The 26,696-nt window shown below is 61.4% G+C and carries 40 protein-coding genes; 8 read left to right on the forward strand and 32 right to left on the reverse strand.

What is annotated here, in order from left to right:
• Positions 1-4 precede the first annotated feature (4 nt).
• From rplQ to rpsJ, 31 genes are all read right to left on the reverse strand, one after another.
• Positions 5-553: a 50S ribosomal protein L17 gene (gene rplQ, locus KYT97_RS09160; protein WP_033231360.1), complete on the reverse strand. Its 549-nt coding sequence runs from the start codon at positions 551-553 to the stop codon at positions 5-7.
• A gap of 29 nt (positions 554-582) precedes the next feature.
• Complete coding sequence (locus KYT97_RS09165) at positions 583-1,644, reverse strand: DNA-directed RNA polymerase subunit alpha (protein WP_033231361.1); 1,062 nt, start codon at positions 1,642-1,644, stop codon at positions 583-585.
• 119 nt (positions 1,645-1,763) lie between these two features.
• Positions 1,764-2,369: a 30S ribosomal protein S4 gene (gene rpsD, locus KYT97_RS09170; protein ID WP_033231362.1), complete on the reverse strand. Its 606-nt coding sequence runs from the start codon at positions 2,367-2,369 to the stop codon at positions 1,764-1,766.
• Positions 2,370-2,393: 24 nt separating this feature from the next.
• Entirely contained in the window at positions 2,394-2,807 is a 414-nt protein-coding gene (gene rpsK / locus KYT97_RS09175) for a 30S ribosomal protein S11 (RefSeq protein ID WP_003940683.1), read from the reverse strand.
• Entirely contained in the window at positions 2,807-3,181 is a 375-nt protein-coding gene (gene rpsM / locus KYT97_RS09180) for a 30S ribosomal protein S13 (RefSeq protein WP_033231363.1), read from the reverse strand. The genes rpsK and rpsM overlap by 1 nt, the downstream gene beginning before the upstream one ends.
• A 249-nt stretch (positions 3,182-3,430) precedes the next feature.
• Positions 3,431-3,544 carry a 50S ribosomal protein L36 gene (gene rpmJ, locus KYT97_RS09185; protein WP_003938068.1) on the reverse strand — a complete coding sequence of 38 codons (114 nt, stop codon included), beginning with the start codon at positions 3,542-3,544 and terminating at the stop codon, positions 3,431-3,433.
• A gap of 90 nt (positions 3,545-3,634) precedes the next feature.
• Positions 3,635-3,856 (reverse strand): translation initiation factor IF-1, encoded by a 222-nt coding sequence (gene infA, locus KYT97_RS09190; protein WP_003418601.1) that lies wholly within the window; start codon positions 3,854-3,856, stop codon positions 3,635-3,637.
• Between the two features lie 355 nt (positions 3,857-4,211).
• Positions 4,212-5,009: a type I methionyl aminopeptidase gene (map, locus tag KYT97_RS09195; RefSeq protein ID WP_033231364.1), complete on the reverse strand. Its 798-nt coding sequence runs from the start codon at positions 5,007-5,009 to the stop codon at positions 4,212-4,214.
• A complete protein-coding gene (locus KYT97_RS09200; protein ID WP_033231365.1) occupies positions 5,009-5,554 on the reverse strand; it encodes an adenylate kinase in 546 nt (181 codons plus the stop codon). Before KYT97_RS09200 ends, map begins: the two co-directional genes overlap by 1 nt.
• Entirely contained in the window at positions 5,551-6,870 is a 1,320-nt protein-coding gene (gene secY / locus KYT97_RS09205; RefSeq protein ID WP_033231366.1) for a preprotein translocase subunit SecY, read from the reverse strand. Before secY ends, KYT97_RS09200 begins: the two co-directional genes overlap by 4 nt.
• A gap of 239 nt (positions 6,871-7,109) precedes the next feature.
• A complete protein-coding gene (gene rplO, locus KYT97_RS09210; protein WP_033231367.1) occupies positions 7,110-7,553 on the reverse strand; it encodes a 50S ribosomal protein L15 in 444 nt (147 codons plus the stop codon).
• Positions 7,554-7,555: 2 nt separating this feature from the next.
• Entirely contained in the window at positions 7,556-7,735 is a 180-nt protein-coding gene (gene rpmD, locus KYT97_RS09215) for a 50S ribosomal protein L30 (RefSeq protein ID WP_003940751.1), read from the reverse strand.
• Positions 7,735-8,406: a 30S ribosomal protein S5 gene (rpsE, locus tag KYT97_RS09220; protein WP_033231368.1), complete on the reverse strand. Its 672-nt coding sequence runs from the start codon at positions 8,404-8,406 to the stop codon at positions 7,735-7,737. Before rpsE ends, rpmD begins: the two co-directional genes overlap by 1 nt.
• Positions 8,407-8,437: 31 nt before the next feature.
• On the reverse strand, positions 8,438-8,845 hold the full coding sequence (rplR, locus tag KYT97_RS09225; protein WP_033231369.1) for a 50S ribosomal protein L18: 408 nt from the start codon (positions 8,843-8,845) through the stop codon (positions 8,438-8,440).
• 1 nt (position 8,846) lies between these two features.
• Positions 8,847-9,386, reverse strand: coding sequence for a 50S ribosomal protein L6 (gene rplF / locus KYT97_RS09230; RefSeq protein ID WP_033231370.1), 540 nt, complete (start codon positions 9,384-9,386; stop codon positions 8,847-8,849).
• A gap of 15 nt (positions 9,387-9,401) precedes the next feature.
• Positions 9,402-9,800 carry a 30S ribosomal protein S8 gene (gene rpsH / locus KYT97_RS09235; RefSeq protein ID WP_033231371.1) on the reverse strand — a complete coding sequence of 133 codons (399 nt, stop codon included), beginning with the start codon at positions 9,798-9,800 and terminating at the stop codon, positions 9,402-9,404.
• A 302-nt stretch (positions 9,801-10,102) separates the two neighbouring features.
• Positions 10,103-10,288: a type Z 30S ribosomal protein S14 gene (locus KYT97_RS09240; protein WP_033231372.1), complete on the reverse strand. Its 186-nt coding sequence runs from the start codon at positions 10,286-10,288 to the stop codon at positions 10,103-10,105.
• A 4-nt stretch (positions 10,289-10,292) separates the two neighbouring features.
• Complete coding sequence (gene rplE / locus KYT97_RS09245; protein ID WP_033231373.1) at positions 10,293-10,859, reverse strand: 50S ribosomal protein L5; 567 nt, start codon at positions 10,857-10,859, stop codon at positions 10,293-10,295.
• Position 10,860: 1 nt separating this feature from the next.
• A complete protein-coding gene (gene rplX, locus KYT97_RS09250; RefSeq protein ID WP_033231374.1) occupies positions 10,861-11,178 on the reverse strand; it encodes a 50S ribosomal protein L24 in 318 nt (105 codons plus the stop codon).
• Positions 11,178-11,546 (reverse strand): 50S ribosomal protein L14, encoded by a 369-nt coding sequence (gene rplN / locus KYT97_RS09255; RefSeq protein WP_003940951.1) that lies wholly within the window; start codon positions 11,544-11,546, stop codon positions 11,178-11,180. The genes rplX and rplN overlap by 1 nt, the downstream gene beginning before the upstream one ends.
• A gap of 327 nt (positions 11,547-11,873) precedes the next feature.
• On the reverse strand, positions 11,874-12,155 hold the full coding sequence (gene rpsQ / locus KYT97_RS09260; RefSeq protein ID WP_003941020.1) for a 30S ribosomal protein S17: 282 nt from the start codon (positions 12,153-12,155) through the stop codon (positions 11,874-11,876).
• Positions 12,152-12,388 (reverse strand): 50S ribosomal protein L29, encoded by a 237-nt coding sequence (gene rpmC / locus KYT97_RS09265; protein ID WP_033231375.1) that lies wholly within the window; start codon positions 12,386-12,388, stop codon positions 12,152-12,154. The genes rpsQ and rpmC overlap by 4 nt, the downstream gene beginning before the upstream one ends.
• Positions 12,388-12,804, reverse strand: a complete 417-nt coding sequence (rplP, locus tag KYT97_RS09270) for a 50S ribosomal protein L16 (protein ID WP_003940899.1) — start codon at positions 12,802-12,804, stop codon at positions 12,388-12,390. The genes rpmC and rplP overlap by 1 nt, the downstream gene beginning before the upstream one ends.
• A gap of 3 nt (positions 12,805-12,807) precedes the next feature.
• Positions 12,808-13,614 carry a 30S ribosomal protein S3 gene (gene rpsC, locus KYT97_RS09275; protein WP_033231376.1) on the reverse strand — a complete coding sequence of 269 codons (807 nt, stop codon included), beginning with the start codon at positions 13,612-13,614 and terminating at the stop codon, positions 12,808-12,810.
• Positions 13,614-14,018 carry a 50S ribosomal protein L22 gene (rplV, locus tag KYT97_RS09280; RefSeq protein ID WP_033231377.1) on the reverse strand — a complete coding sequence of 135 codons (405 nt, stop codon included), beginning with the start codon at positions 14,016-14,018 and terminating at the stop codon, positions 13,614-13,616. The genes rpsC and rplV overlap by 1 nt, the downstream gene beginning before the upstream one ends.
• The gene (gene rpsS, locus KYT97_RS09285; protein WP_003940820.1) at positions 14,015-14,296 is read right to left on the reverse strand and encodes a 30S ribosomal protein S19; all 282 of its coding nucleotides are present in this window, start codon (positions 14,294-14,296) and stop codon (positions 14,015-14,017) included. Before rpsS ends, rplV begins: the two co-directional genes overlap by 4 nt.
• 13 nt (positions 14,297-14,309) lie before the next feature.
• A complete protein-coding gene (gene rplB, locus KYT97_RS09290; RefSeq protein WP_033231378.1) occupies positions 14,310-15,146 on the reverse strand; it encodes a 50S ribosomal protein L2 in 837 nt (278 codons plus the stop codon).
• 39 nt (positions 15,147-15,185) lie between these two features.
• Complete coding sequence (gene rplW / locus KYT97_RS09295; RefSeq protein WP_033231379.1) at positions 15,186-15,491, reverse strand: 50S ribosomal protein L23; 306 nt, start codon at positions 15,489-15,491, stop codon at positions 15,186-15,188.
• Positions 15,488-16,168, reverse strand: a complete 681-nt coding sequence (gene rplD, locus KYT97_RS09300; protein ID WP_033231380.1) for a 50S ribosomal protein L4 — start codon at positions 16,166-16,168, stop codon at positions 15,488-15,490. The genes rplW and rplD overlap by 4 nt, the downstream gene beginning before the upstream one ends.
• A complete protein-coding gene (gene rplC / locus KYT97_RS09305) occupies positions 16,165-16,821 on the reverse strand; it encodes a 50S ribosomal protein L3 (protein ID WP_033231381.1) in 657 nt (218 codons plus the stop codon). The genes rplD and rplC overlap by 4 nt, the downstream gene beginning before the upstream one ends.
• A gap of 17 nt (positions 16,822-16,838) precedes the next feature.
• The gene (gene rpsJ / locus KYT97_RS09310; protein WP_003938093.1) at positions 16,839-17,144 is read right to left on the reverse strand and encodes a 30S ribosomal protein S10; all 306 of its coding nucleotides are present in this window, start codon (positions 17,142-17,144) and stop codon (positions 16,839-16,841) included.
• Positions 17,145-17,646: 502 nt separating this feature from the next.
• On the opposite strand from rpsJ, the gene KYT97_RS09315 reads away from it, so the two are divergent.
• From KYT97_RS09315 to KYT97_RS09335, 5 genes are all read left to right on the forward strand, one after another.
• Positions 17,647-18,135 carry a hotdog fold domain-containing protein gene (locus tag KYT97_RS09315; protein ID WP_095886658.1) on the forward strand — a complete coding sequence of 163 codons (489 nt, stop codon included), beginning with the start codon at positions 17,647-17,649 and terminating at the stop codon, positions 18,133-18,135.
• 230 nt (positions 18,136-18,365) lie between these two features.
• Entirely contained in the window at positions 18,366-18,773 is a 408-nt protein-coding gene (locus KYT97_RS09320) for a chorismate mutase family protein (protein ID WP_084703048.1), read from the forward strand.
• The gene (gene pabB, locus KYT97_RS09325) at positions 18,770-20,869 is read left to right on the forward strand and encodes an aminodeoxychorismate synthase component I (RefSeq protein ID WP_095886660.1); all 2,100 of its coding nucleotides are present in this window, start codon (positions 18,770-18,772) and stop codon (positions 20,867-20,869) included. The genes KYT97_RS09320 and pabB overlap by 4 nt, the downstream gene beginning before the upstream one ends.
• A 6-nt stretch (positions 20,870-20,875) precedes the next feature.
• Complete coding sequence (locus KYT97_RS09330; RefSeq protein WP_033231384.1) at positions 20,876-21,760, forward strand: prephenate dehydrogenase dimerization domain-containing protein; 885 nt, start codon at positions 20,876-20,878, stop codon at positions 21,758-21,760.
• Between the two features lie 9 nt (positions 21,761-21,769).
• The gene (locus KYT97_RS09335) at positions 21,770-22,720 is read left to right on the forward strand and encodes a diiron oxygenase (protein WP_095886661.1); all 951 of its coding nucleotides are present in this window, start codon (positions 21,770-21,772) and stop codon (positions 22,718-22,720) included.
• A gap of 13 nt (positions 22,721-22,733) precedes the next feature.
• Here KYT97_RS09335 and KYT97_RS09340 read toward each other — a convergent pair whose 3' ends face one another.
• On the reverse strand, positions 22,734-23,585 hold the full coding sequence (locus tag KYT97_RS09340) for a glycosyltransferase family 2 protein (RefSeq protein ID WP_033231386.1): 852 nt from the start codon (positions 23,583-23,585) through the stop codon (positions 22,734-22,736).
• Positions 23,586-23,922: 337 nt separating this feature from the next.
• Here KYT97_RS09340 and KYT97_RS09345 point away from each other — a divergent pair, with 337 nt between their 5' ends.
• From KYT97_RS09345 to KYT97_RS09355, 3 genes are read left to right on the forward strand one after another with little or no spacing between them, the layout of a single operon-like run.
• Positions 23,923-24,912, forward strand: coding sequence for a daunorubicin resistance protein DrrA family ABC transporter ATP-binding protein (locus KYT97_RS09345; protein ID WP_045070838.1), 990 nt, complete (start codon positions 23,923-23,925; stop codon positions 24,910-24,912).
• Complete coding sequence (locus tag KYT97_RS09350) at positions 24,909-25,772, forward strand: ABC transporter permease (RefSeq protein WP_033231388.1); 864 nt, start codon at positions 24,909-24,911, stop codon at positions 25,770-25,772. The genes KYT97_RS09345 and KYT97_RS09350 overlap by 4 nt, the downstream gene beginning before the upstream one ends.
• A complete protein-coding gene (locus KYT97_RS09355) occupies positions 25,772-26,635 on the forward strand; it encodes an ABC transporter permease (RefSeq protein WP_033231548.1) in 864 nt (287 codons plus the stop codon). Before KYT97_RS09350 ends, KYT97_RS09355 begins: the two co-directional genes overlap by 1 nt.
• Positions 26,636-26,696 lie beyond the last annotated feature (61 nt).

The following is a 26,696-nucleotide window of genomic DNA, read 5'->3' on the forward strand; positions in this document are numbered from 1 at the left end:
GGAACTAGTCCTTCTTGGCCTCGGGGGCGTCGGCCGCAGTTGCGGTCTCGTCCTCGATAGCTTCGACAACTGCATCAGCGTTCTCGACCTCAGCCTCGGTCGCGTCAGCCTCTACGGCCTCGACGACGTTCTCTGCGGCGGGAGCATCCTGCGAAGCCTTGACGCGACGTGCGCGGTCAGCCTCGGAGGTGACGGTCTTTTCCTTGACGAGCTCGATGATTGCCATCGGCGCGTTGTCGCCCTTGCGGGGGATCGTCTTGATGATGCGGGTGTATCCACCGTTACGGTCCGCGTAGAACGGGCCGATCTCGGCGAACAGGGTGTGAACGACATCCTTGTTACGGATGACCTTCAGCACCTCACGACGGTGAGCCAGCGTGCCGGCCTTCGCGTGCGTGACGAGCTTCTCGGCGTACGGGCGCAGTGCCTTGGCCTTGGACTCGGTGGTGGTGATACGACCGTGCTCGAAGAGCGCGGTAGCCAGATTGGCGAAAATCGCCTTCTGGTGGGAAGCCGACCCGCCGAAGCGGGCACCCTTCTTGGGCTTGGGCATGATGATCTCCTAGTAAAGGACCTGAGCTGCTACAGCTGTTCGGTCTCGGCGTAGTCCTCGGTACCGTCGGCATCGCCGAAGGAACCGGCATCGGTGTCACTCCACGTTCCGGTGGCGGCGTCGTAGCCTGCAACGGTCGTGGGATCGAAGGATGCGGGGCTGTCCTTGAGGGACAGGCCGAGCGAATGCAGCTTGACCTTGACCTCGTCGATGGACTTCTGTCCGAAGTTGCGGATGTCGAGCAGATCGGACTCGGTACGGCCGACAAGCTCACCGACGGTGTGAACACCTTCGCGCTTGAGGCAGTTGTAGGAACGGACCGTGAGGTCCAGATCCTCGATGGGGAGTCCGAAGGAAGCGATGTGATCGGCCTCGGCGGGCGAGGGTCCGATCTCGATGCCTTCTGCTTCGACGTTCAGCTCACGGGCCAGGCCGAAGAGCTCAACCAGGGTCTTGCCCGCAGAAGCGAGCGCGTCCCGTGCGGTGATGGAGTTCTTCGTTTCCACGTCGAGAACGAGCCGATCGAAGTCGGTGCGCTGTTCGACGCGAGTGGCCTCCACCTTGTAGGTGACCTTGAGCACCGGCGAGTAGATCGAGTCGACCGGAATGCGGCCGATCTCTGCGCCGGACGCCTTGTTCTGGACGGCGGGGACATAGCCACGACCGCGCTCGACTACGAGCTCGATCTCCAGCTTGCCCTTGTCGTTCAGGGTGGCGATGTGCAGATCAGGGTTGTTCACGATGACGCCGGCCGGGGGCACGATGTCGCCTGCGGTAACAGCGCCGGGGCCCTGCTTGCGGACGTACATGGTGACCGGCTCGTCCTCTTCGGAGCTCACGACGAGGCCCTTGAGGTTCAGGATGATGTCAGTGACGTCTTCCTTCACTCCGGGGACCGTGGTGAACTCGTGGAGAACGCCGTCGATGCGGATGCTGGTGACAGCAGCGCCGGGGATCGACGAGAGCAGCGTGCGGCGCAGCGAATTGCCGAGCGTGTACCCGAAACCTGGCTCCAGGGGCTCGATGACGAACTTCGAGCGGTTATCAGCGATGACCTCTTCGGTCAACGTGGGTCGCTGAGAAATGAGCATGGTATTTCCTCCTGTACGGACGTCCACTATTTGACGCCCACGATGGGAAAGGGCCTGCGGCCCCGTGCGCCTTTCCGGTAGTCGGAACTACCGGAAAGGCGCACAGGGCGCGGAGCACCTTACTTCGAGTAGTACTCGACGATGAGCTGTTCCTGCAGAGCAATGTCGATCTGCGCACGCTCGGGAAGCTGGTGAACCAGGATCCGCAGACGCGAGCCGACAACCTGCAGCCACGCGGGAACCGGGCGATCGCCGACGGTCTCACGGGCAACCTGGAACGGAAGCGTTGCGAGCGACTTCTCCTTGACATCGATGATGTCGTACTGCGAGACGCGGTAGCTCGGGATGTCGACCTTCTTGTTGTTCACGAGAAGGTGACCGTGCGTGACCAGCTGACGTGCCTGGCGGCGCGTGCGAGCGAGGCCTGCGCGGTACACGACGTTGTCGAGACGCGACTCCAGGATGGTGAGCAGGTTCTCGCCGGTCTTACCGGGGCGGTTGTTCGCCTCCTTGTAGTACAGACGGAACTGCTTCTCCATGACGCCGTAGGTGAAGCGAGCCTTCTGCTTCTCCTGCAGCTGGAGCAGGTACTCGCTCTCCTTGATACGCGCGCGGCCGTGCTGTCCGGGCGGGTACGGGCGACGCTCGAATGCCTGGTCGCCTCCAACGAGGTCGACGCGCAGACGACGCGACTTGCGGGTGATGGGTCCGGTATAACGTGCCATGATTTTCTACCTATTCCTTCCCGCTTATACCCGACGCCGCTTGGGCGGACGGCAGCCGTTGTGCGGCTGGGGAGTTACATCGGAAATGGTGCCGACCTCGAGGCCTGCGGCCTGGAGCGAACGAATCGCGGTCTCGCGACCCGAACCCGGTCCCTTGACGAAGACGTCAACCTTCTTGACACCATGCTCCTGCGCCTTGCGGGCAGCGCTCTCAGCAGCAAGCTGAGCGGCGAAGGGAGTCGACTTACGCGAACCCTTGAAGCCGACGTGTCCCGAGGACGCCCAGGAAATGACATTTCCGGCGGGGTCCGTGATGGACACGATGGTGTTGTTGAAGGTGCTCTTGATGTGAGCGGCGCCGTGCGGGATGTTCTTCTTATCCCTGCGACGCGTCTTCTGGGTCTTCTTCGGACCGGTGCTACGTGACTTCGGGGGCATTACTTCGCCTTCTTCTTGCCGGCAATGGTGCGCTTCGGACCCTTACGGGTACGGGCGTTGGTCTTGGTGCGCTGACCACGCACGGGCAGACCACGACGGTGGCGCAGGCCCTGGTAGCAGCCGATCTCGATCTTGCGACGGATGTCGGCCTGAACCTCGCGGCGAAGGTCACCCTCAACCTTGAGCGACTCCTCGATGTACTCGCGGAGCTTTGCCAGGTCCTCGTCCGAGAGGTCCTTGCTCCGGAGGTCCGGGTTGACGCCGGTGGCGTCAAGGATTTCCTTGGAGCGGGTACGGCCGATGCCGTAGATGTATGTCAGTGCGATCTCCATGCGCTTTTCGCGAGGAAGATCAACACCAGAGAGACGTGCCATGTTGGCATTTCCTATCGGTGTGCGGAGGTCTGCTCCCAGCCCATCCCCTGTGCCTCTTGCCGAGTAACCACGTCCGAGAACGTGGCTGGTCTCATCAACTAACTCAGTGGGGCCCCGGCCTCCGTGCCGGGGGTGAACCATTGTCCGACCCTGTCGATCGGTAAACGATCGCGTGGGGTCTCGTCAACAATGGCTGGTACTGGAAGGTCTTCTTTGCTTGTTGCCAAGCAGATCTTCGAAAAGCTAGATCTAGCCCTGACGCTGCTTGTGACGCAGGTTCTCGCAGATCACCATGACCCGACCGTTACGGCGGATCACTTTGCACTTTTCGCAGATCTTCTTGACGCTCGGCTGAACCTTCACGTCTTCTGATCTCCTGTTTTGTCGCAGCCTGCCAAAGCGAACCCCGGCAGACGTACTTCTCCCTGACCCAGGTCAGATCCGGGAAGTTCGTTACTTGTAGCGGTAAACGATGCGTCCGCGCGACAAATCGTAGGGCGAGAGCTCTACGACAACGCGATCTTCCGGGAGGATGCGAATGTAGTGCTGACGCATCTTTCCGCTGATGTGGGCGAGGACCTTGTGGCCATTCTCGAGCTCAATGCGGAACATCGCATTGGGCAGCGGCTCGACTACTCGTCCTTCGACCTCGATGGCCCCGTCTTTCTTAGCCATATCCTCCGCGATCCGTTTGGTTTGGCATGCTTCGTGCATCGGCTTCCGTTACATTGGCACGCAATGGTTTCTTCATCGACATGATTTTTACATCGACTCGGTGCGTTGTTCCCCGTAGCGGCAGTCCTACACACACAAGCTGTCGACACGCATGGCGCACCGCCTAGCTATGTTACGCGAAGAGAACGACCAGGCCAAATGCGCCTCCCCTACGGCAGCGCATCTGGGCGGCAATCCATGCCTCCGCGGCCACCGAACCAGCAACCGAAAAAGTCCCGACCCCTTGCGGGACCGGGACTTCTCGAAGAGCGAATCACTCTTGCTGTCAACACTTGTCGAGCGTTGGAGCCGAAAACTACTCCGGTCGCAGCGTCAGAATTCGCGGGCCGTCCGCCGTGACAGCAACAGTGTGCTCCCAGTGAGCAGCACGCGAACCGTCGGTGGTCACCACAGTCCAGTCGTCATCGAGAATCACGGTATCCGTGGTCCCGAGCGTCAACATCGGCTCGATTGCCAGGCAAGATCCGATCACCAACTCGGGCCCCTTGCCCGGGGCACCTTCGTTGGCCAGGAACGGATCCATGTGCATCTCACGGCCGATACCGTGACCGCCGTAGCCGTCGACGATTCCGTATGAACGGCCGTGTAGCTTCTCGGCGGCCTGGGTGCCGAGCTCGATGGCGTGCGAAACGTCTGTCAGACGGTTGCCTGCGATCATCGCCGCAATGCCGGCTTCCATGGACAATCGAGTTGCTTCGCTCAGATCCTGATCGGCTGCACTTATCTCACCGACACCGAACGTCCACGCGGAGTCTCCGTGCCAACCCTCGAGGATCGCGCCGCAGTCGATGGACACCAGGTCACCCTCGGCCAGGACGTCCTGCGCCGACGGGATTCCGTGAACAACCCGGTCGTTGACCGAAGAACAGATCGAACCGGTGAAACCGTTGTAGCCGAGGAAGGACGGCACCGCACCCGCATCGCGGATGACAGATTCGGCGACCGCATCCAATTCCAGGGTGCTGACACCGGGCTTTGCCGCAGCGCGTACCGCCACCAACGCCGAACCCACGATTGCGCCGGCCGCAGCCATTGCGTCGAGTTCGCCCGCGGAGCGGAACGGAACAACCTTGCGTTTACGCCCGAAAACCATTACTTACCCAGCGCTGCCAGTGCGCGAGCGTTGACTTCTTCGACCTCGCCGATCGCGTCGACGGAAACGATGCTGTCCTTGTAGTAGTCGAACAGCGGCGACGTCTCGTCGCGGTAGACCCGGAGGCGGTTGCGAATCACGTCCTCGGTGTCGTCTGCACGGCCACGCGCGAGCATTCGCTCCACCACGATGTCTTCGTCGACGACGAAGGAAAGCACACCGTCGAGCTTCGTATCGAGATCCTTCAGGATGCCTTCGAGGGCTTCCGCCTGATCGACCGAGCGCGGGAATCCGTCGAGCAGGAATCCGTTGGCGGCGTCCGGCTCGGCAACGCGTGCCTTCACCATGTCATTGGTGATCGAGCTGGGAACAAGCTCACCGGCGTCGATGAACTTCTTCGCTTCCACGCCGAGCGGGGTGGACTGACCGATGTTGGCTCGGAAGAGGTCGCCCGTCGAGATATGGGGAACACCGAACTTCTCGGACAGGATCGCGGCCTGGGTGCCCTTGCCGGCACCGGGAGGACCAAGGAGGACAAGTCTCACTTGAGGAACCCTTCATAGTTGCGCTGCATTAGCTGACTCTCGATCTGCTTCACGGTGTCCAGACCGACGCTGACCATGATCAGCACCGCGGTGCCACCGAACGGCAGGTTCTGCGCGCCGCCGCCGTTCCCGATGTCGAGGAACAGATTGGGCAGAACAGCAATGGTGCCAAGGTAGATCGCACCCGGAAGGGTGATGCGACTCAGCACGTAGTTGAGATAGTCCGCGGTCGGCTGACCGGGACGGATACCTGGAATGAATCCACCGAACTTCTTCATCTCGTCGGCGCGCTCTTCTGGATTGAAGGTGATCGCGACGTAGAAGTACGTGAAGAACACGATAAGACCGAAGTAGATCAGGATGTACACCGGGTTGGCGGGATTGACCAAGTAGGTGTTGATGATTCGCTGCCACCAACTGGGGTCGACCGCAGTGCTTGCCGACGTGAGCTGCGCAATCAGGTTAGGCAGGTACAGCAGCGACGACGCGAAGATCACCGGGATGACACCGGCCTGGTTGACCTTGAGCGGCAGGTACGTCGACGAGCCGCCGTACATCTTGCGTCCCACCATGCGCTTGGCGTACTGGACGGGAATTCGACGCTGGCCCTGCTCGACGAAGACGACGCCGGCAATGATCAAGAGCGCTGCAAAGCAGACGAGTGCAAAGACGAGGCCACCACGGCTGTCCAGAATGGCCTTGCCTTCGGACGGGATACGCGAGGCGATACCGGCGAAGATGAGGAGCGACATGCCGTTACCGACGCCCCGTTCGGTGATGAGCTCACCGAACCACATGACGAGTGCGGCGCCGGCCGTCATGACCAGGACAAGAATGATCAAGCCGAAGATCGACTTGTCGGCGATGATGTCGTCACAGCCTTGCAGTAGCTGTCCCCTAGCTGCGAGCGCAACGATGCCCGTCGACTGAAGCACAGCCAAAGCGATGGAGAGATAGCGCGTGTACTGCGTCATCTTGGCCTGACCCGACTGGCCCTCCTTGCGAAGCTCCTCGAACTTCGGGATGACCACGGTCAGCAGCTGAACGATAATGCTGGCGGTGATGTACGGCATGATGCCGATCGCAAACACCGACAACTGGAGTAGCGCACCACCGGAGAACAAGTTGATCAGCGAGTAGATGCCCGCCGAGTCACCAGAGTTAGCTATGTCGATGCACTCACGCACTCTGGCGTAGTCGACACCAGGTGACGGAAGCACTGCGCCGACCCGGTAGAGGGCTACCAGGCCGAGGGTGAATAGGATCTTCCGCCTCAGGTCGGGTGTCCTGAGGGCCGAAACGAAGGCGGAAAGCAAAGATCCTCCTGGCACGACGGTTGGGGGCAGATCTTTTGACCTGCCGAACTTCAGAACTCTAACAGTCAATTTATGGGAACTAAACGAGCCGACCACGAAACTCGGGTAAGCCGAAGATACAACCAGTGTGCCTGACCCGGTCGACGGGGCCACACTTTCGGGACGAACAGCACAGACGCCGATGGCCGCAGCACAGCAAATGCTGCGCTGCGGCCATCGGACTAGCTACGCGTGATTACTCACAGCTCGGTGGCGGAACCACCGGCAGCAGCAATCTTTTCCTTGGCGGAACCGGTGAACTTGTCGACGGTCACCTGAACGGCAACAGTCAGTTCGCCGTCGCCCAGAACCTTGACGAGCTGGTTCTTGCGGACTGCGCCCTTGGCAACGAGATCCTCGACCGAGATTGCTCCACCTTCGGGGAACAGACGGGCGATGTCGCCGACATTGACGACCTGGTACTCGGTGCGGAAGGGGTTCTTGAAGCCCTTGAGCTTGGGCAGACGCATGTGAAGCGGCATCTGTCCACCCTCGAAGCCCACGCGCACGGTGTTACGTGCCTTGGTGCCCTTGGTACCGCGACCTGCGGTCTTACCACGCTTGCCGCCCTCGCCGCGTCCAACACGAATCTTGTTGGACTTGGATCCGGGAGCGGGGCGCAGGTGGTGCAGTTTGATGGTCATGGTTAGACCTCCTCAACTGTTACGAGGTGGCGCACCACGTTGATCAGACCGCGGTTCTGTGCGTTGTCCTCACGAACAACGGTCTGACGGATGCCCTTGAGACCGAGCGTGCGCAGAGAATCCTTCTGGTTCTGCTTGGTCCCGATGATGCTCTTGATCTGAGTGACCTTGAGATCTGCCATTACTTCACACTCCCAGCAGCCTGTGCGCGTGCGCGCAGCATGCCGGCGGGTGCAACCTCTTCGAGGGTGAGGCCGCGGCGAGCCGCAACTTCCTCGGGACGCTGCAGACCCTTGAGCGCGGCAACGGTCGCGTGCACGACGTTGATGGCGTTGTCGCTACCGAGCGACTTCGACAGGATGTCCGCGATACCAGCGCACTCCAGCACGGCACGCACCGCGCCACCGGCGATAACACCGGTACCGGGGCTTGCCGGGCGAAGCATGACGATGCCGGCAGCAGCCTCACCCTGAACGGGGTGAGTGATGGTGTTGCCGATCATCGGGACGCGGAAGAAGCTCTTGCGAGCCTCCTCGACACCCTTCTGGATGGCCGCGGGAACTTCCTTGGCCTTGCCGTAGCCGACGCCGACCAGTCCGTTGCCGTCTCCGACGATCACGAGAGCGGTGAAGCTGAAGCGACGACCACCCTTGACGACCTTGGAGACGCGGTTGATCGTGACAACGCGCTCGATGAACTGTGACTTCTCCGCAGCGTTTCCGCCACGGCCACCGTCGCGACGGTCACGGCCGCCACCACGGTTGTCCCCACGAGCGTTGCTGTTGTCGCCGCTGTTGGGGCCATTCTGTCCGGCGGGTCCGCTTCCGCCGTCACGCCTTTGACGTCCCGGCATCAGGCTGTCCTTCCGTTGAAAATGTTGGTCATCAGAACTTCAACCCGCCTTCGCGAGCTGCGTCTGCCAAGGCCGCGATGCGACCGTGGTAGCCGTGTCCGCCGTGGTCGAAGACCACTGCTTCCACGCCGGCAGCCTTTGCGCGCTCGGCGATCAGCTGACCGACCTTCGCGCTCGCAGCCTTCTTGTCGCCTTCGGCCACGCGCACGTCGGCTTCGATGGTCGACGCAGCAGCCAGAGTGTGGCCGGCCAGGTCGTCCACGAGCTGGACGTGGATGTGGCGTGAGGACCGGTTGACGACCAAGCGGGGACGCTCGGGCGTGCCGGAGACCTTCTTGCGGAGACGGAAGTGACGACGTGTCTTCGAGAGACGACGCTTCGTGGACGCATCCTTGCCGAGCGGAATCCGCTTGGCTTTCTGGTTTGCAGTCTGGCTCATATCACTTACCCGTCTTTCCGACCTTGCGGCGGATCTGCTCACCCTCGTAACGCACGCCCTTACCCTTGTACGGGTCCGGACGACGGAGACGACGGATGTTGGCCGAGATCTGCCCGACCTTCTGCTTGTCGATGCCTGACACCGAGAACCGGGTGGGCGACTCGACGACGAAGGTGATGCCTTCGGGAGCCTCGATCGGGACCGGGTGGCTGAAGCCGAGCGCGAACTCGAGGTCCTTGCCCTTCAGCGCCACGCGGTAACCGACACCGTGGATTTCCATCTTCTTGGTGTAACCCTCGGTGACACCGGTGATGATGTTCGCAACCAAGGTCCGCGACAGACCGTGCAGCGCACGGCTGCGACGCTCGTCGTCGGGGCGAGTGACGCTCAGGGAGCCGTCCTCAGCCTTGGCGATCTCGATGGGCTCGGCGATCGTCAGTGCCAGGGTGCCCTTGGGCCCCTTGACCGTGACGTCCTGGCCGGCGATCGTAACGTCGACGCCCGCGGGGACGTTGACCGGAATCTTTCCAATACGCGACATTGTGGTGGCCTCCCTCTACCAGACGTAGGCGAGGACTTCCCCGCCTACTCCTTGATTGGCCGCCTGGCGATCGGTGAGCAGACCGGACGACGTGGAGATGATCGCCACGCCGAGGCCTCCGAGGACCTTGGGCAGGTTGGTGGACTTCGCGTAAACCCGGAGACCGGGCTTGGAAACGCGACGCACGCCGGCGAGGCTACGCTCGCGGCTGGGGCCGTACTTCAGATCGACGACGAGGGTCTTGCCGACCTCGGCGTCTTCGGTACGGAAGTCGGAGATGTAGCCCTCGCGCTTGAGGATCTCGGCAATGTTCGCCTTGATCTTCGAGTGGGGAAGCTTCACCTCATCGTGGTACGCCGTGTTGGCGTTGCGCAGACGCGTCAAGAAGTCTGCGATGGGGTCAGTCATGGTCATAGGTCGACCTCGACACCTTTCTCGCTGTGGTTCCCATGCAACACCGGACGAGTCCGGTCGTGGGCCTCCAGCAATTCGGCTGGGCCGTCCGACTTATGTCAGACGGCGTAAGTTACCGCACCGAGCTGAACGCATGCGTCAGCCACGGCAACCGCTCTAGTGTAGGGAACTTTGGCCGTCCTGTCCAAACAGCGCGTCCCCATATCTGGGAAATACCCGATAAATGCCGAATGGGCGTGGATTCCCGAAGGAACCCACGCCCATTCACAAGCGTGAAGTGACAAGACCGAAAAGGTCTCAGATCACCAGGAGCTCTTGCGAACTCCGGGAAGCTCGCCGGCGTGTGCCATCTCGCGCAAGCAGATTCGGCACAGGCCGAACTTGCGGAACACAGCGTGCGGGCGACCGCAGCGCTGGCAGCGGGTGTAGGCGCGAACCGCGAACTTGGGCTTCTTGTTGGCCTTGTTGACCAATGCCTTCTTAGCCATGCGCTCAGTTCTCCTTGAACGGGAAGCCGAGGTGCTTGAGCAGTGCACGGCCTTCTTCGTTGTTGGTTGCGGTGGTCACGACGGTGATGTCCATACCGCGGGGGCGATCGATCTTGTCCACGTCGATCTCATGGAACATCGACTGCTCGTTGAGGCCGAACGTGTAGTTGCCGTTGCCGTCGAACTGGTTGCCCGAGAGACCGCGGAAGTCGCGGATACGGGGCAGCGCGACAGACACGAGGCGGTCCAGGAACTCCCACATACGGTCGCCACGGAGGGTGACGCGTGCGCCGATGGGCATGCCTTCGCGAAGCTTGAACTGCGCGATGGACTTACGTGCCTTACGGATCTCGGGCTTCTGGCCCGTGATGAGAGACAAGTCGTGGACAGCGCCGTTGATCAGCTTGGCGTCACGGGCAGCGTCGCCGACGCCCATGTTGACGACAACCTTGACAACACCGGGGATCTGCATGACGTTGGCGTAGTCGAACTCGCTGTTGAGCGCGTCCTTGATCTCAGCGCGGTAGCGTGCCTTGAGGCGCGGCTGGACCTTGTTTTCGGTGGAGGTCATGTCAGATGTCCTTCCCGTTCTTCCGGGAAACCCGAACGCGCTTGCCGGTCTCTTCATCGGTGCGGTAGCCCACGCGAGTGGGGTTTCCGTCCGAGTCGACGACTGCAACGTTGGATACGTGGATCGGAGCTTCCTGCGTGACGATGCCGCCGGAGGATGCTCCGCGCTCGTTCGCGGAAACCGCGGTGTGCTTCTTGATTCGGTTCACGCCTTCGACGAGGACCTTGTCGGTCGCGGGGAAAGCCTGAATGACCTTGCCCTTCGCGCCCTTGTCCTTACCGGCGATGACCAGAACGGTGTCACCCTTGTGCACCTTCATCACAGCACCTCCGGGGCGAGCGAAACGATCTTCATGAACTTCTTCTCGCGCAGCTCACGGCCGACGGGTCCGAAGATGCGGGTTCCACGGGGATCGCTGTCAGCCTTGATGAGCACTGCTGCGTTCTCGTCGAACTTGATGTAGGAACCGTCCGGACGACGGCGCTCCTTGGTCGTGCGAACGATGACGGCCTTGACGACCTCACCCTTCTTGATGTTTCCACCGGGGATTGCGTCCTTGACGGTGGCGACGATGACGTCACCGATCCCGGCGTAGCGACGTGACGAACCGCCGAGAACGCGGATGCAAAGGATTTCCTTGGCACCCGTGTTATCAGCGACGCGAACTCGCGACTCCTGCTGAATCACTTGATCTCCCTAGACCTGGAATTTCGTGCGCAACGGATTACCGACCCGGTGCGCGCGGTCATTGTTGCCACCTGCGTCGTGTCTGAGCTGCTGCCCCACCGAAGTTCATCGATGAAGGCGATCACTGCAAGCACCGGTCGAGCTGCGCACGTGAAGACACACCTCTGCCACAGGCAACCGTTCTATTGTAGGGAAGGGTTCACCGATTACCAAATCAGCGCACCTTGCCCACCATCTGCATTCCTGACCGAAAGCCGAATGGCCCACTCCCCCAACGGGAAGCGGGCCATTCGGTTGTGCTCGATCAGCTCGAGATCACGATCAGGCTTACTTGGCCTTTTCGAGGACCTCGACCAGACGCCAGTGCTTCGTCGCGGACAGCGGACGGGTTTCCATCAGCTGAACGCGGTCGCCGACGCCGGCAACGCCGTTCTCGTCATGCGCCTTCACCTTGGTCGTACGGCGGATGATCTTGCCGTAGAGCTTGTGCTTGACGCGGTCTTCGAGCTCGACCACGATCGTCTTTTCCATCTTGTCGGAAACTACGTATCCGACACGGACCTTACGGCTCGCGCGCTCTTCTGTGCTCACTGCTTTTTCCTCACTCATGCCGCGTCACCTGCATCCGGACCCACAGCGAGTCCGAGCTCACGCTCACGCAGGACGGTGTAGATGCGCGCGATCTCGTGACGAACGGTGCGCAGTCGTCGGTTGTTGTCCATCTGGCCTGTGGCCATCTGGAAACGAAGGTTGAAAAGTTCTTCCTTCGCTTCGCGGAGCCGGGTGACCAGCTCGTCTTCACTGAGCTCGCGGAGCTCTGCTGCTGGGGTTCCAGTAGCCATCAGAACTGCTCCTCTCTGGTCACGATCCGGCACTTGCACGGGAGCTTGTGCATCGCGCGGCGCAGGGCCTCACGAGCGATCTCCTCGTTGGGGTATGTCATCTCGAACAGAACGCGTCCGGGCTTGACGTTGGCAATCCACCACTCGGGCGAACCCTTACCGGAACCCATTCGGGTTTCGGCCGGCTTCTTCGTGAGGGGGCGATCCGGGAAGATGTTGATCCAGATCTTGCCGCCACGCTTGATGTGCCGAGTCATGGCGATACGAGCGGACTCGATCTGCCGGTTGGTGATGTAGGCAGGCTCGAGAGCCTGGATGCCGTAGTCACCGAATGTCACCTGGGTACCGCCCTTGGCGGCACCCGAACGGCTCGGGTGGTGCTGCTTGCGGTGCTTGACCCGCCTAGGGATCAACATGCGTCAGCCCTCCTGATTCTGATCAGTTGCGGGAGCATCGGCGGTTGCGGTCGCTGCGCGGCCGGCCTCGGTGCTAGTCGCGGTGGTGCCGGTTGCGCCGGAACGACGGGGACGGCTCGGACGCTCGCGGCGCGGGCGATCCCCGGCCGGAGCGGCGGCGGTGGCTGCGAGCTCACGCTTGCCGCCAACGATGTCGCCCTTGTAGATCCAGACCTTGACGCCGATGCGACCGAAGGTGGTCTTGGCCTCGTAGAGGCCGTAGTCGATGTCCGCACGAAGCGTGTGCAGCGGCACACGGCCTTCGCGGTAGAACTCCGACCGGGACATCTCGGCGCCGCCGAGACGACCGGAGCACTGAACGCGAATTCCCTTGACGTTCGGCTGACGCATGGCCGACTGAATGGCCTTGCGCATTGCACGACGGAAAGCAACGCGGTTCGAGAGCTGCTCGGCCACACCCTGTGCGACGAGCTGCGCTTCAGCTTCTGCGTTCTTGACCTCGAGGATGTTCAGCTGAACCTGCTTGCCGGTCAGCTTCTCGAGCTCGGAACGGATGCGATCGGCTTCGGCGCCGCGGCGGCCGATGACGATGCCCGGACGTGCCGTGTGGATGTCCACGCGAACACGGTCACGGGTGCGCTCGATCTCGACCTTCGCGATTCCCGCGCGCTCCATGCCGGTGGCGAGGAGCTTACGGATCGCGACGTCTTCCTTGACGTACTCCGCGTACTGCTTGTCTGCGTACCAGCGAGACTTCCAGTCGGTGGTGATGCCGAGACGGAAGCCGTGCGGGTTGATTTTCTGGCCCACTACTGAGCACTTCCCTTCCGGCGATTACGGGTCGATGTTCCGGACTTCGGCAGGCTCTCCACGATCACGGTGATGTGACTGGTGCGCTTGCGAATACGGAACGCACGTCCCTGTGCACGCGGCTGGAACCGCTTGAGGGTCGCGCCCTCGTCCACGAACGCCGTCGCAACGACAAGCGTGCTCGGGTCGAGGTCGAGGTTGTTCTCGGCGTTGGCTGCTGCGGAGGCGATCACCTTGGCGACCGGCTCGCTCGCTGCCTGCGGCGCGAACTTCAGAATGTTCAGGGCGTCTTCAACCGAGCGCCCGCGGACCAGGTCCACAACACGACGTGCCTTCATCGGTGTAACGCGCACGTGGCGCGCTACTGCCTTGGCAGTCGGGTTGGCGGTTTCGGTGTTGCTCATCGCCTCTTCGCCTTCCGATCATCCTTGATGTGACCCTTGAACGTACGGGTCGGTGCAAACTCTCCGAGCTTGTGTCCGACCATGGAGTCGGAAACGAACACGGGGACATGCTTACGGCCGTCGTGAACCGCAAACGTGTGGCCGATGAAGTCCGGGATGATGGTCGAACGACGGGACCAGGTCTTGATGACCTGCTTGGTTCCCTTTTCGTTCTGTACATCCACCTTCGCGAGGAGGTGGTCATCGACGAACGGGCCCTTCTTAAGGCTGCGTGGCATCCTTCACTCCCTCCTAGCGCTTGTTCTTGCCGGTACGGCGGCGACGAACAATCATCTTGTCGCTTGCCTTGTTCTTGCGGGTACGGCCTTCCGGCTTACCCCACGGGCTGACCGGGTGGCGACCACCGGAGGTCTTGCCCTCGCCGCCACCATGCGGGTGGTCGACCGGGTTCATCACGACACCACGAACGGTCGGGCGCTTGCCCTTCCAACGCATACGGCCGGCCTTGCCCCAGTTGATGTTCGACTGCTCGGCGTTGCCGACCTCGCCGACGGATGCGCGGCAGCGCACGTCGACGCGACGGATTTCACCGGACGGCATACGCAGCGTGGCGTAGGAGCCTTCCTTACCGAGGAGCTGGATGCTGGCACCTGCGGAACGGGCCATCTTGGCTCCGCCGCCGGGACGCAGTTCCACACCGTGGATGGTGGTACCTGTCGGGATGTTGCGCAGCGGCAGGTTGTTGCCCGGCTTGATGTCGGCGCCTGCACCGGACTCGATCGGTGAACCCTGCACCAGGCCCTTGGGGGCGATGATGTAGCGCTTCTCACCGTCTGCGTAATGCAGGAGTGCGATGTTTGCTGTGCGGTTGGGGTCGTACTCGATGTGAGCGACCTTGGCCGGGATTCCGTCCTTGTCGTTGCGACGGAAATCGATCAGTCGGTAGGCGCGCTTGTGCCCGCCGCCCTTGTGACGGGTGGTGATACGACCGTGTGCGTTACGGCCACCACGGCCGTGCAGCGGGCGAACCAGCGACTTCTCGGGGGTCGACCGAGTGATCTCGGCGAAGTCCGAGACGCTCGAGCCACGACGGCCCGGTGTTGTCGGCTTGTACTTACGGATTGCCATGAGTCTTCTCGTCCTCTATGTCTCGTCAAGTCCCGGCGCTTACGCGACCGGTCCTCCGAAGATCTCGATGGGCTTGCTGTCGGCGGCGAGAGTCACGAGAGCGCGCTTGGTGTTCTTGCGCTTTCCGTAACCGAACTTCGTCCGCTTACGCTTGCCCTGACGGTTGGCGGTGTTGACGCTGGTCACAGTGACACCGAAGACCTTCTCGACGGCAATCTTGATCTGCGTCTTGTTCGAGTCCGGGTGCACCAGGAAGGTGTAGGTGCCTTCCTCGATAAGTCCGTAGGACTTCTCGGAGATGACCGGTGCCAGCAGGATGTCGCGGGGGTCAGCGATGGTCGTCACTTGGCCTCCTCCTTGTTCTCTTCCTGGGCGGTCTCGGCGGGCCCGTGGATGAACGCGTTGAGCGCCTCGACGCTGAACACGACGTCATCCGCATTGAGCACGTCGTAGGTGTTGAGCTGGTCGGGTGCAATGGGATGCACGCCTTCCAGGTTCTGCACGCTCTTCCAAGCGGCTACATCCTGGCGACCCACGACGAGCAGCAGCTTCTTGCGATCCGAGATCTCGCCGAGGAACGCGATTGCGTTCTTGGTCGAAGGCGTCTGCCCTGCAACCAGTTCGGTGATGACGTGGATGCGCTCGTTGCGTGCGCGGTCAGAGAGGGCTCCGCGGAGAGCGGCTGCCTTCATCTTCTTGGGGGTGCGCTGGCTGTAGTCACGCGGCTGCGGGCCGTGAACGGTTCCGCCACCGACGAACTGAGGTGCGCGAGTCGAGCCCTGGCGTGCGCGGCCGGTGCCCTTCTGGCGGTACGGCTTCTTGCCACCGCCGCGGACTTCACCGCGGGTCTTGGTGGAGTGGGTTCCCTGACGAGCAGCGGCGAGCTGCGCGACGACAACCTGATGCAGAAGCGCGATGTTGGCCGGAGCGTCGAAGATCTCAGCGGGGAGATCGACGGTGCCGTTGGTCTTGCCGCCGGCGACCTTGACGTCCAGGGTCAACTTGGTCTCGGTGCTGGTCATGCTCGTGCACCACCCTTCACTGCACTCTTGACGATCACGAGGCCGCCCTTGCGGCCGGGGATCGCACCCTTGATCAGCAGCAGGCCGTTCTCGGCATCCACCTTGTGGACCGAGAGGTTCTGCGTCGTGATGCGGTCGCTACCCATGCGTCCGGACATGCGCATGCCCTTGAACACGCGGCCGGGAGTTGCACAGCCGCCGATGGAGCCGGGGCGACGGTGAACGGCCTGGGTACCGTGCGATGCACCCTGTCCCTTGAAGCCGTGACGCTTCATGGTTCCGGCGAATCCCTTACCCTTGCTGGTTCCGGTGACGTCGACGAATGCGCCGTCCTCGAAGACCTCAGCGGTGAGTTCCTGGCCGACCTCGTAGTCGGAGGCATCCGCAACGCGGAACTCGACGACGTGGCGACGCGGGGTCACACCAGCCTTGGCGAACTGACCGGAAACCGGCTTGTTCACCTTGCGCGGGTCGATTGCGCCGAACGCGAGCTGAACAGCCGTGTAGCCGTCACGCTCTTCGGTACGAATCTGGGTTACGACGTTCGGCCCAGCCTTGACGACGGTGACCGGGACAACCCGGTTGTTCTCGTCGAAGACCTGGGTCATGCCGAGCTTGGTGCCCAGGATTCCCTTGATCTTGGTATCAGTCATTGTTTTTGTCTCCGCCGTCACTGAATGTTCACGTCGACACTGGCCGGAAGGTCGATGCGCATGAGCGCGTCAACCGTCTTCGGCGTCGGGTCGAGAATGTCGATCAGCCGCTTGTGAGTACGCATCTCGAAGTGCTCGCGCGAGTCCTTGTACTTGTGCGGCGAGCGGATGACGCAATATACGTTCTTCTCGGTCGGCAACGGCACAGGTCCAACGACGCGGGCACCCGTACGGGTTACCGTCTCGACGATCTTGCGCGCTGACGCGTCGATCGCCTCGTGGTCGTAGGCCTTGAGCCTGATGCGGATCTTTTGTCCCGCCACGCTTAGTGTCCTTTTCTTGCCGCGTTTCGTAGCCCACCTGGTCAGGCTCGAGCTACCTCGTCTGCACAGTCCTTGCCTGGACGATGACACGACGAACACTTAAGCGATCGGGACGCATCCAGATCCGCTGCCGCTGTTCGTTTGTCATTGTTCTCCGGTACACGCGGTCGGGCGTGTCGCTCTCTCACTCATCCTGCGCCGATGATCTTTCGACCATCTGGCGCGTGATGTGTACCGGACGTGTTCGAAGTCGAACACAAAGTAGGTACTGCTTCCGTCTTGCTTTACATCTCGTCTTACTTGGCCACGATCATCGGCGGGTTACCCCAACACGCTGTTCGTGACGTCTTCACCCTTGACTGCTCTTGGCCGCAAGCGACCCAGTCCCAGACAAGGCAACCCGACTAGTATGCCGTAGGCGTCCGAATTACTCAACTCCGGGTGCTCACGTTCTGATCGTGATGTGGGCGACAACGATCTTACTCCCAAGTAAGATCGTGTCATGACTTCGAGTACGAGTACCGCGACTCCCACCTATCGCGCCTGGCAGAAGCTTCCGGACAACACCTTCGGTCAGGCAGTCTTCTCACTTGCCATGTCGGTGCGCGTTCCCTACTTCGCGTCCATTCTCCCCCGCGTCACAACCTTGGAACCAGGCCTGTGCGAGGTGCGCGCCCCGAAGTGGTGGGGCGTACACAACCATCTCGGCACTTTCCACGCGATAGCGGCCTGCAACCTCGCCGAGGTCGCAATGGGGATGTTGTGCGAAGCTACCGTTCCCGGCACCCACCGGTGGATTCCGAAATCGATGAACGTCGAGTACCTGGCCAAGGCCGAAACCAGCCTGCGCGCCGTGGCACAACTTTCACCCATGCCGGATTTCAGCGCCATCGCCGCCGGCACCGAGTTGGTCGTGCCGATCACGATCGTCGATCGCGCCGGCCAGGAAGTCGTCCGCGCCGAAATCACCACCTGGGTGACAAAGAAGTAACAACTAGTACGAATATATTTGGGCAACAGGACGATTCACGATCATCGACGTCGTCCACGACACCGAGAAGTGGCCTTCGCAGGAACGAATGTCCAGGGTTTCGAGTCGCCGGATTGGTGGAACACCTTCCCGAACGGCGATGATCGGTCGGGGTACCGGTGGCCGGCGCCAGCTGAACGCGTCGGTCACGGGTAGGCGTCGCCTCCGACAGCGCAGCAGCAGGAGGCACCGTGGCAGACTTCCAGCACTCGACCGGCACCGACGCGCACGGGGAGATCGCGCAGACCCACGACCGTAATCCCGGCGACGACCTGGAGAAATTCCGGCGCCAACTCGACGCCATCGACGCCACCCTGCTCGAGACCGTGCGTGAACGACTCCTGTTATGCCTGCAGATCGGCGAGTGGAAGCGGACCAGTCACGTTCCGATGATGCAGCCGTCTCGCGTACATGTCGTGCAGGAACGCGCGCGTCAATTCGCCCGCCAGCACAACCTGTCACCTGAGTTCTTCAGCTCCCTTTACGAGCTCCTGATCGCGGAAACATGCCGCCTCGAGGACCTGGTGATCGACGGGCCGGAAGCCAACGTGGAAAATGTGAGGGAATCAGTCGGCCCGAGATCAGGATTAACGAGATGAGTTCCCGCACGCTCCTCGTGGACAATTACGACTCGTTCACGTACAACCTTTTCACCCTCTTGACCAAGGTCAACGGCGTCGTGCCCACTGTGGTGACCAACGACGCCGAGTGGGAATCCCTCGATCTCGCCGAGTTCGACAACGTGGTGATCTCCCCCGGGCCGGGTCGACCGGATCGGGAACGGGATTTCGGGATCAGCCGCAGGTTCATCGACGAAGGTCCGCTCCCCCTACTCGGTGTGTGCCTCGGACATCAAGGACTGTGTCAGCTGTTCGGCGCAGATGTCGTACTCGCGCCGGCACCCATGCACGGGCGGATTTCTCTTGTCGACCACGACGGGTCCGGAGTATTTGCCGGCCTGCCCTCTCCGTTCCGTGCAGTCCGCTACCACTCACTGGCCGTCGAGAAACTTCCCGACGAGTTCGTTCGGACGGCATGGACGCCGGATGGCGTGATCATGGGAGTGCGGCATCGGACGAAGCCGATGTGGGGAGTTCAGTTCCATCCCGAGTCGATCAGCACCGAATTCGGAGTGGAACTGCTCACGAACTTCCGCGATCTGTCGGTCGGCCGAACTCTCGAGTCCGTGATGCGCCCGGATCCGACTCCCCGGGCACCAAGTTTGCGGCCGGCGTCGTCGTACCAGGTCGACAAGGTGCGGCTCGATTTTGCCGTGGATCCGTCCGCCGCATACGCCGCTCTCTTTGCCGACGGACCAAACCCGTACTGGCTCGATCGAGCAGCCACGTCGGAACCCGATGCGCGGTTCACGATCATGGGCGACTCTTCCGGTCCGTTGGCGGAGTTCATCACCTATGACGTAGACGCCGGAGTTCTCACCGTGACGCGAAAGGGGCTGCCTGACGAGCACATTCACGTCCCGTTTTTCGACTATCTCGACGGACAACTCGCGACGCGCTACATTCCCGCAGATCCGGAACTGGACTTCAACCTCGGATATGTCGGCTACCTCGGATACGAATTGAAGGCGCAGACCGGTGGTCACCGTGCTCACTCGTCCGAGGCGCCCGACGCGGCAATGGTTTTCGCGGATCGTGCGATTGTCATCGATCACACCGCCGGCCGAACCCATGTATTGCGACTACGTGAAACCCCGGTACGTGAAACACAGCAGGCAGACGATCGTGACGATTGGCTCGCGCATGCCGTCAACGTCCTTGCCGCAGTCGGCGCCGCTGACGAGGAGCGAATTCCGGTGCCCCTGATCAGCGAAACCGTTTGGGCACAAGCACGTTTGCGTCACGACCGGGCTCGGTACCTGTCGTTGATCGAGGACGCGCTCGAACAGATCCGCGTCGGTGAATCGTACGAGGTGTGCCTGACCAATATGGCCGCTGTCGACGGGGCAATCGATTCCCTGCGCACATTCGAGTATCTGCGCGCAATCAACCCCACTCCCTACAGCGCACTGCTCGATTTCACCGGAATTGCGGTCATCTCAGCGTCACCGGAACGATTCCTACGAGTCGATTCCAACGGCAAGGTGGAGAGCAAACCGATCAAAGGCACTCGCCCCCGTGGCGTCACTCGGGCGCGGGACGCGGCACTGCGGCAAGACCTCCTCGACAGTGAGAAGGACCGAGCAGAGAATCTGATGATCGTTGATCTCACCCGAAACGACCTGGCGAAAGTCTGCGTCCCGGGAAGCGTCCACGTGCCACGTTTATTCGGGATCGAATCGTATTCATCCGTTCACCAGATGGTCTCGACGGTGCGCGGAATGTTGCGCGGCGACTCGTCAGCGGTCGACTGCGTTCGAGCGGCGTTTCCCGGCGGATCGATGACGGGCGCACCCAAAGTGCGCACGATGGAAATCATCGACCGACTCGAATCAGGTCCTCGCGGAGTGTATTCCGGCTCGATCGGGTACTTTGCGCTCGGCGGCGCTGCCGATCTGTCGATCGTTATCCGCTCCCTGGTTTCGACGTCTTCCGGAGTGAGCTTCGGTATCGGCGGCGCTATCACCGCGCTGTCGGACGCGGAGGAGGAATTCGACGAGACAACCGTCAAGGCGTCGACGATGCTCCGCGCACTCGATGTAGCTCCGAGCCACCAGAAGGGCATAGGAAGGTAGCCCACGATGCCGGCGCAGGGTGATGTGATCGTAGTGGGTGGCGCCGGCGCGGTGGGATCCATGTTCGTCGATCTCCTGCGCGACGACGGCAGATCCGTGACGGTTCTGGACCGGACGCGCGGCAGCGATCTCGTCGGCGACATCTCCTGCCCCGACGGACCGGTACGGGGCGCACTCGCGCAGGCGGAACTGATTGTCCTGGCCGTAGCCGAGCAAACCGCACTCGCAGCATTGCCGACACTGACGCGTGCCGCACGCGCCGACACGCTGATCGTCGACACCTTGTCGGTCAAATCCCGCATTGCCGTTGCCGTCGAGGAATCCGGTCGCGCCGGTGAATTCCTCGGACTCAACCCGATGTTCCGGCCTTCCCTCGGCCCGCGTGGCCGTGCTGTCATCGCGGTTCCCTACGTCGACGGCCCCCGGTGTCGCGAATTCCTCGACGAGGTCAGATCATGGGGTGCGTCGACGCCTGTCATGGATCCGGACCGCCATGATCGGCTGGCCGCTGCCACCCAGGCCCTGACCCATGCTTCGGTGTTGGCTTTCGGTCTGGCGTTGACGGAACTCGACGTGGCACCGGAGCTCGCCCTCGATGTCGGACCGCCGCCCCATCGAACACTCTCCGCATTGCTTGCCCGAATCGTCACGGGCGAGCCCGAGGTGTACTGGGATGTTCAATCGGGCAATCCCTATGCCGCGACTGCGCGCAAAGCGTTGACTGCTGCGGCTGCCCGGTTGGAGGCGGCAACAGGAAATTTCGACGACTTTTCGGATCTCGTAGCGTCGGCGGCCGGTGCGCTGGGTAATCAGTCGGAGGAACTGAACGAGGTCGCCACGACGCTCTTCGAGGACCTCGGCTCCCACGAAGCCGAGCGCAACCGAGAGTAGGAGGGACCAATGCACAATCGAGTGGCACCACCTGCGCTTCCCGGCTTCGAAGCCGAGGATCCCGTCGAGAGCGCAATCGTGCGCCGACTTGCCGAGAACTGGCCTCGTCGCGCCGCCGTCAAGAAGCCCGAACCTGATCTGGACGATCTCTTCGACCACACAAAACTTGACTATCCGGACTCGTTGCTGCCGTTTGCCCAGCACCCTGTGTACATGGCACTCGCGCCGCAGCAGCAAGAACGGCTCCGCGCGTGGGCCTGGATTGCCTTCAACAAGAACGTCATGGATATCGAGCGGTGCGTGGTGAATCCCGGGTTCGAGCTACTCGCGGTGGACGCGTTCGATGTCGGGTTCGCCGATTCCGTCGCGGTCGCTGTCAATCAGGCCATGGTCGACGAGCAATACCACACGCTGATGCATCTGAACGCGAGTTCCTCGACCCGTCGCGGACGGGGATGGCCGCTGCCGACGAAGTCTCTCCCGGACGTTCTGACTGTGCGTGCTCGCGCGCAAGCACTGTCGGAATGCTCCGATGAGCGTTCCCACGCAGTGGTCGCACTGGCATATATGACCGTCGCCGAGATCTCGATCAGCTCGTACCTGGACGTGATCATCGACGGTGAGGACATTCAGCCGGTCAATCGTGCGACGGTCCGACTTCACAATCGCGACGAACTTTGTCATGCGTCGATCGCCGACGCTCTGGCCGTGTCGGTGTTCGACACTCTCGACTCGGATGAGCGTCGACGGTTCGTCGACGGCGCGGCTGACGCGATGGCAGCATTTGCCGGCAACGATTTCGGCGCGTGGCGGGCGATCATGGATACCGAGGGCATCGCCGGCGGTCACCGGATGATCGACGACGTCGAGCACTCTCCCGAATCCGGCTTACTCGTGCAGGACTTCAGTGGGATCAAAAAGTTGTACGACGCGCTCGGTGTCGACCGCCCTCTACCGTAGGGATCAGCTTCCTTCAGGCCTCGACCGGCATCTGACGGGCGGCGGGTCTGAAGAACAGTCGCTTCACGGACATTGCGTCGGTGTTCTTGTCGTACATGCGATATGCGGGCCACAGAACTGTGTGAAGTATCGAACTACGGAAAATCATGAAGCGAAGTCGACGGTTCATTGCGCCGTGGTGTTTCAGTGTTGCGATCGACGCTTTGTTGTAGGACAGAAACTCGATCGGACCGGTTTCCCCGCGGCGCCCGGACACTTCTGCTCGCATGGCAAGGTTCTGGACTATTTTCATGCCATTTCCGAGAAGGCAGTACGACAGATCGACGTCTTCGTGGAAATCCTTGCGATCACTGACCGATCCCTGCACGGACAGCCAAGCAGATTTTCTGATCGCCATATTCGACCCGGTCAGGGAAGGCGCATCTTTGAGGCCACCGAGATTTCCGAGATTGTCCTGCTTTGCAACTGCGTTGCGCTGCGCGGTTGCGAACGGCGATTCGTAGAACAACGAGAATCCGGTGACGGCATCGAATTCCCGATCCGTGAACAGATCATGTATTTCGCGAGCCCAGCCAGGTAGTACCCGGGTATCGGCATCCACTCTGCCGATCAATTCTCCCTGCACTGAATTGAATCCCAGATTTCGGGCAAAAACAACACCTTGCCGAGTTTCCACTAAATAGCGAATCTTCGGCGAGCGCCGTTCGAATTCTTTGATTATCTCAGCTGTTCCGTCGGTCGAGTTGTTGTCCACAACCACTATCTCGGAAATATCGTCGCCTTGTTCCAACAAGGATTCCAGGCATTCCGAAAGATATTCTTTTTCGTTGTACACCGGAACAACAACCGACAACTGGACGCCCATGGACGGCACGCTATCACCACGCACGATATTCGACCGATGCGGTCAGGTATCCGACACGGAGCAACCGAGTGTGCGATGGCACACAAATTAGTCCTGGCCCAACTGCGTGCTTGCTTGCCTTATCCAGGCAAAGCGACCGAATCACCCCGTCTGAGGCCAAAGTTGCACGTGTCACCTCCGGTAACATGCTCAGTGCGTTCGGAGATAGACAACCAAGGTTCCCGCAATCCGTGTGGGTCATCCGCGGCTGCGCCCTCCGGCCTCACCACAAGCCGGATCGGCACAACCAGGCCACCCAAGGTAGCCCCACCACATCCATGTAGACAGCGGAGAATTGATGCCCTTTCCCACGGACGCGGCTGTAGTCGTGGAGGACGTTCACAAGTCCTTCAAAGATGTCCACGCTCTGCGCGGTATCAACTTCCAGGCCCCCAAAGGATCGGTTCTCGGCATTCTCGGACCCAACGGTGCAGGCAAGACCACCACGGTCAAGGTGCTGTCGACCCTGATCCGTCCCGACAGCGGACGCGCGATGATCGCCGGATACGACGCGGTACGAAATGCCCCGGAAGTTCGTCGTTCGATCATGATGACGGGGCAGTTCGCGGCACTCGACAATGCACTGACCGGCCGCGAGAACATCGAACTGTTTGCACAGTTGATGGGCCTGGATCGTGCGTCGGCGAAGCAGCGGGCCGCTGACCTCCTGGAGGAGTTCGACCTGGTCGAGGCCGGCGCTCGCACGGTGGCCAACTACTCGGGCGGTATGCGTCGTCGCATCGACATCGCCTGCGGGCTCGTCGTTCGTCCCGAGGTCGTATTCCTCGACGAACCGACCACCGGATTGGATCCACGCAGCCGTCAGAGCGTGTGGAATCTCGTTCAAACGCTGAAGGAACAAGGCATCACGGTTCTGCTGACTACGCAGTACCTCGAGGAAGCCGACCTTCTCAGCGACAACATCATCGTGATCGACAAGGGCTCGGTTATCGCCGAGGGAACCGCAGATCAGCTCAAGGCCCGTACGGGAGCGAGCTTCTGCGAGATCGTTCCACTGTCCGCCGAGTTGCTCGGCCCCGCGGCCAACGCTCTGGGCAACCTACTTCCGCCGGACTTCCGTTTCGATATCGCCAAGGACAACGGAAAGATCGCAATCCCGGCACCGCGCGGTTCCGCGACGCTTGCCGAAGCATTGCGCCGCCTCGATCACGCAAGAATTCCTCTTGCCGACATCGCGCTGCGGCGCCCGTCACTCGACGATGTTTTCCTCTCGTTGACCGGACGCCCTCAGGCTGCCGAACCCGGCAAGGCCGGTGAGCCTGCATGACCACTACGACCAAGTACCAAACCCCGAACCTGACGCTGCAGAAGACCGGTCGCCGTGAGATCTCGGTTCCGGCTGCCACGCGAGTGGGACGTCACCGTCGCCCGAATCCGTCGGCGCTCATGCAGTGGTGGGTTCTCACGGGTCGCACGTTGCGGGCGATGGTTCGACGCTACGAGTTGGTTATCGCCGTCATCGCTCCACTGATCTTCACTGTGGGTTTCTACCTGCCGTTGAAGTTCGTGATGCAGCTCCAAGGCATCGACTACGCGCAGTTCCTGATGCCGATCATCGTGTTGCAGGCGATGGCCTTCACGTCGATTTCGGCCGCGCAGATGTCGGCAAAAGAGAAGATCACCGGATTCAGCTCGCGCATGCAGACCATGCCGGTGTACGGACCGGTCCCCTTGCTGTCCCGGATGAGCAGCGGATTCGTCCGTTCCGTGGTGTCGTTGACGGCCGCACTCGTCTACGGACATGCGATCGGTTTTCGATTCACCGAAGGGTTTGGCCAGGCAGCGCTCTTCTGCGGCTTGGCTTTGGTGTTCAGCACCTGCTTGTCACTGGGCGCCGACGCTATCGGCTCACTCTCGAAGAGCCCGCAGGCAACCAGCCAGGCCCTTACCCTTCCCCAGCTGATCCTGGGCATGCTCTCGTGTGGGTTCGCTCCTGAGACGGGCTTTCCCGAGTGGATCCGCCCCTTCGTGCGCAATCAGCCAGTCTCACAATTCTCCTTCGCGATGCGCGATCTCGCGCACGGCGGCGTCACGTCGCACACGATGTTCCCGGTTGTGATGTGGTCGTTGGGACTGCTGGTCGTCTGCGCTCCCCTTGCCTACTGGGCAAGTACAAGGCGGGCATGATGACAAGTACCGACAGGAGCAAACTCGACCAGAGCGAGCCACGACGCGGTCGCACGCTGAACTTTCCGGAACCCAACGCCGCGTTACCGGAAAACTCCGCGAAGGCTCTGTGGACTCACAGCCTGATTCAAGCTCGGCGGCTGCTCGTCAGTTGGGCGCGGGATCCATCCACCGCTATCCAAGCGTTGTTGTACCCGGCTCTGACGCTCATCATGTTCCGAGTTGTCCTCGGAAACTCGATCAGCGCGGCCACCGGTCAGCCGAGTATCTACGGAACTGTTCCGCTGATCATTCTGGTCGGCGCGATGTTCGGTTCCATTGCCAGTGCTGTCGGGCTACGGACCGAGAAGACCAGCGGACTACTCAGCCGCTTCTGGACGCTGCCGGCCCACCGTGCGTCGGGGTTGGTCGGGCGCATGATCGCCGAGGCCATCCGTGTCCTCGTGACGACGATCGTGATCATCGGAGTCGGTTTCATCGCGGGTTTCCGATTCAACCAAGGCCCAGTTGCCGCGATCGGAATGCTCCTTCTGCCGATTGTCTTCGGTATCGGATTTGCCGTGATGGTGACGGCTCTCGCTACAGTGTCGGACAATCTTCCACTCGTCGAGATCGTCTCCATCGTTTGCACACTGCTGATGTTCTTCAACAGTGGTTTTGTCCCCACAATGGCGTATCCCGTCTGGTTGCAACCGGTGATCGCGGCACAACCGATGTCGGTAGCAGTGGAAGCGATGCGAGGAATGTCGCTTGGTGGGCCAGTTCTCGAACCTGTGCTCAAAACATTTGCCTGGTCCTTCGGAATGATCGCAATATTCATATATCCGGCAATTCAGGGATACCGTCGGGCTGCATCGGACTAACGCCTGAATGAAAATCGATCTACCGAGTCGGGGGCGTCCCGTACCGTATCCGACGGTCGGG

It is taken from the genome of Rhodococcus globerulus, assembly GCF_019334125.1.
GTDB lineage: Bacteria > Actinomycetota > Actinomycetes > Mycobacteriales > Mycobacteriaceae > Rhodococcus_F > Rhodococcus_F globerula.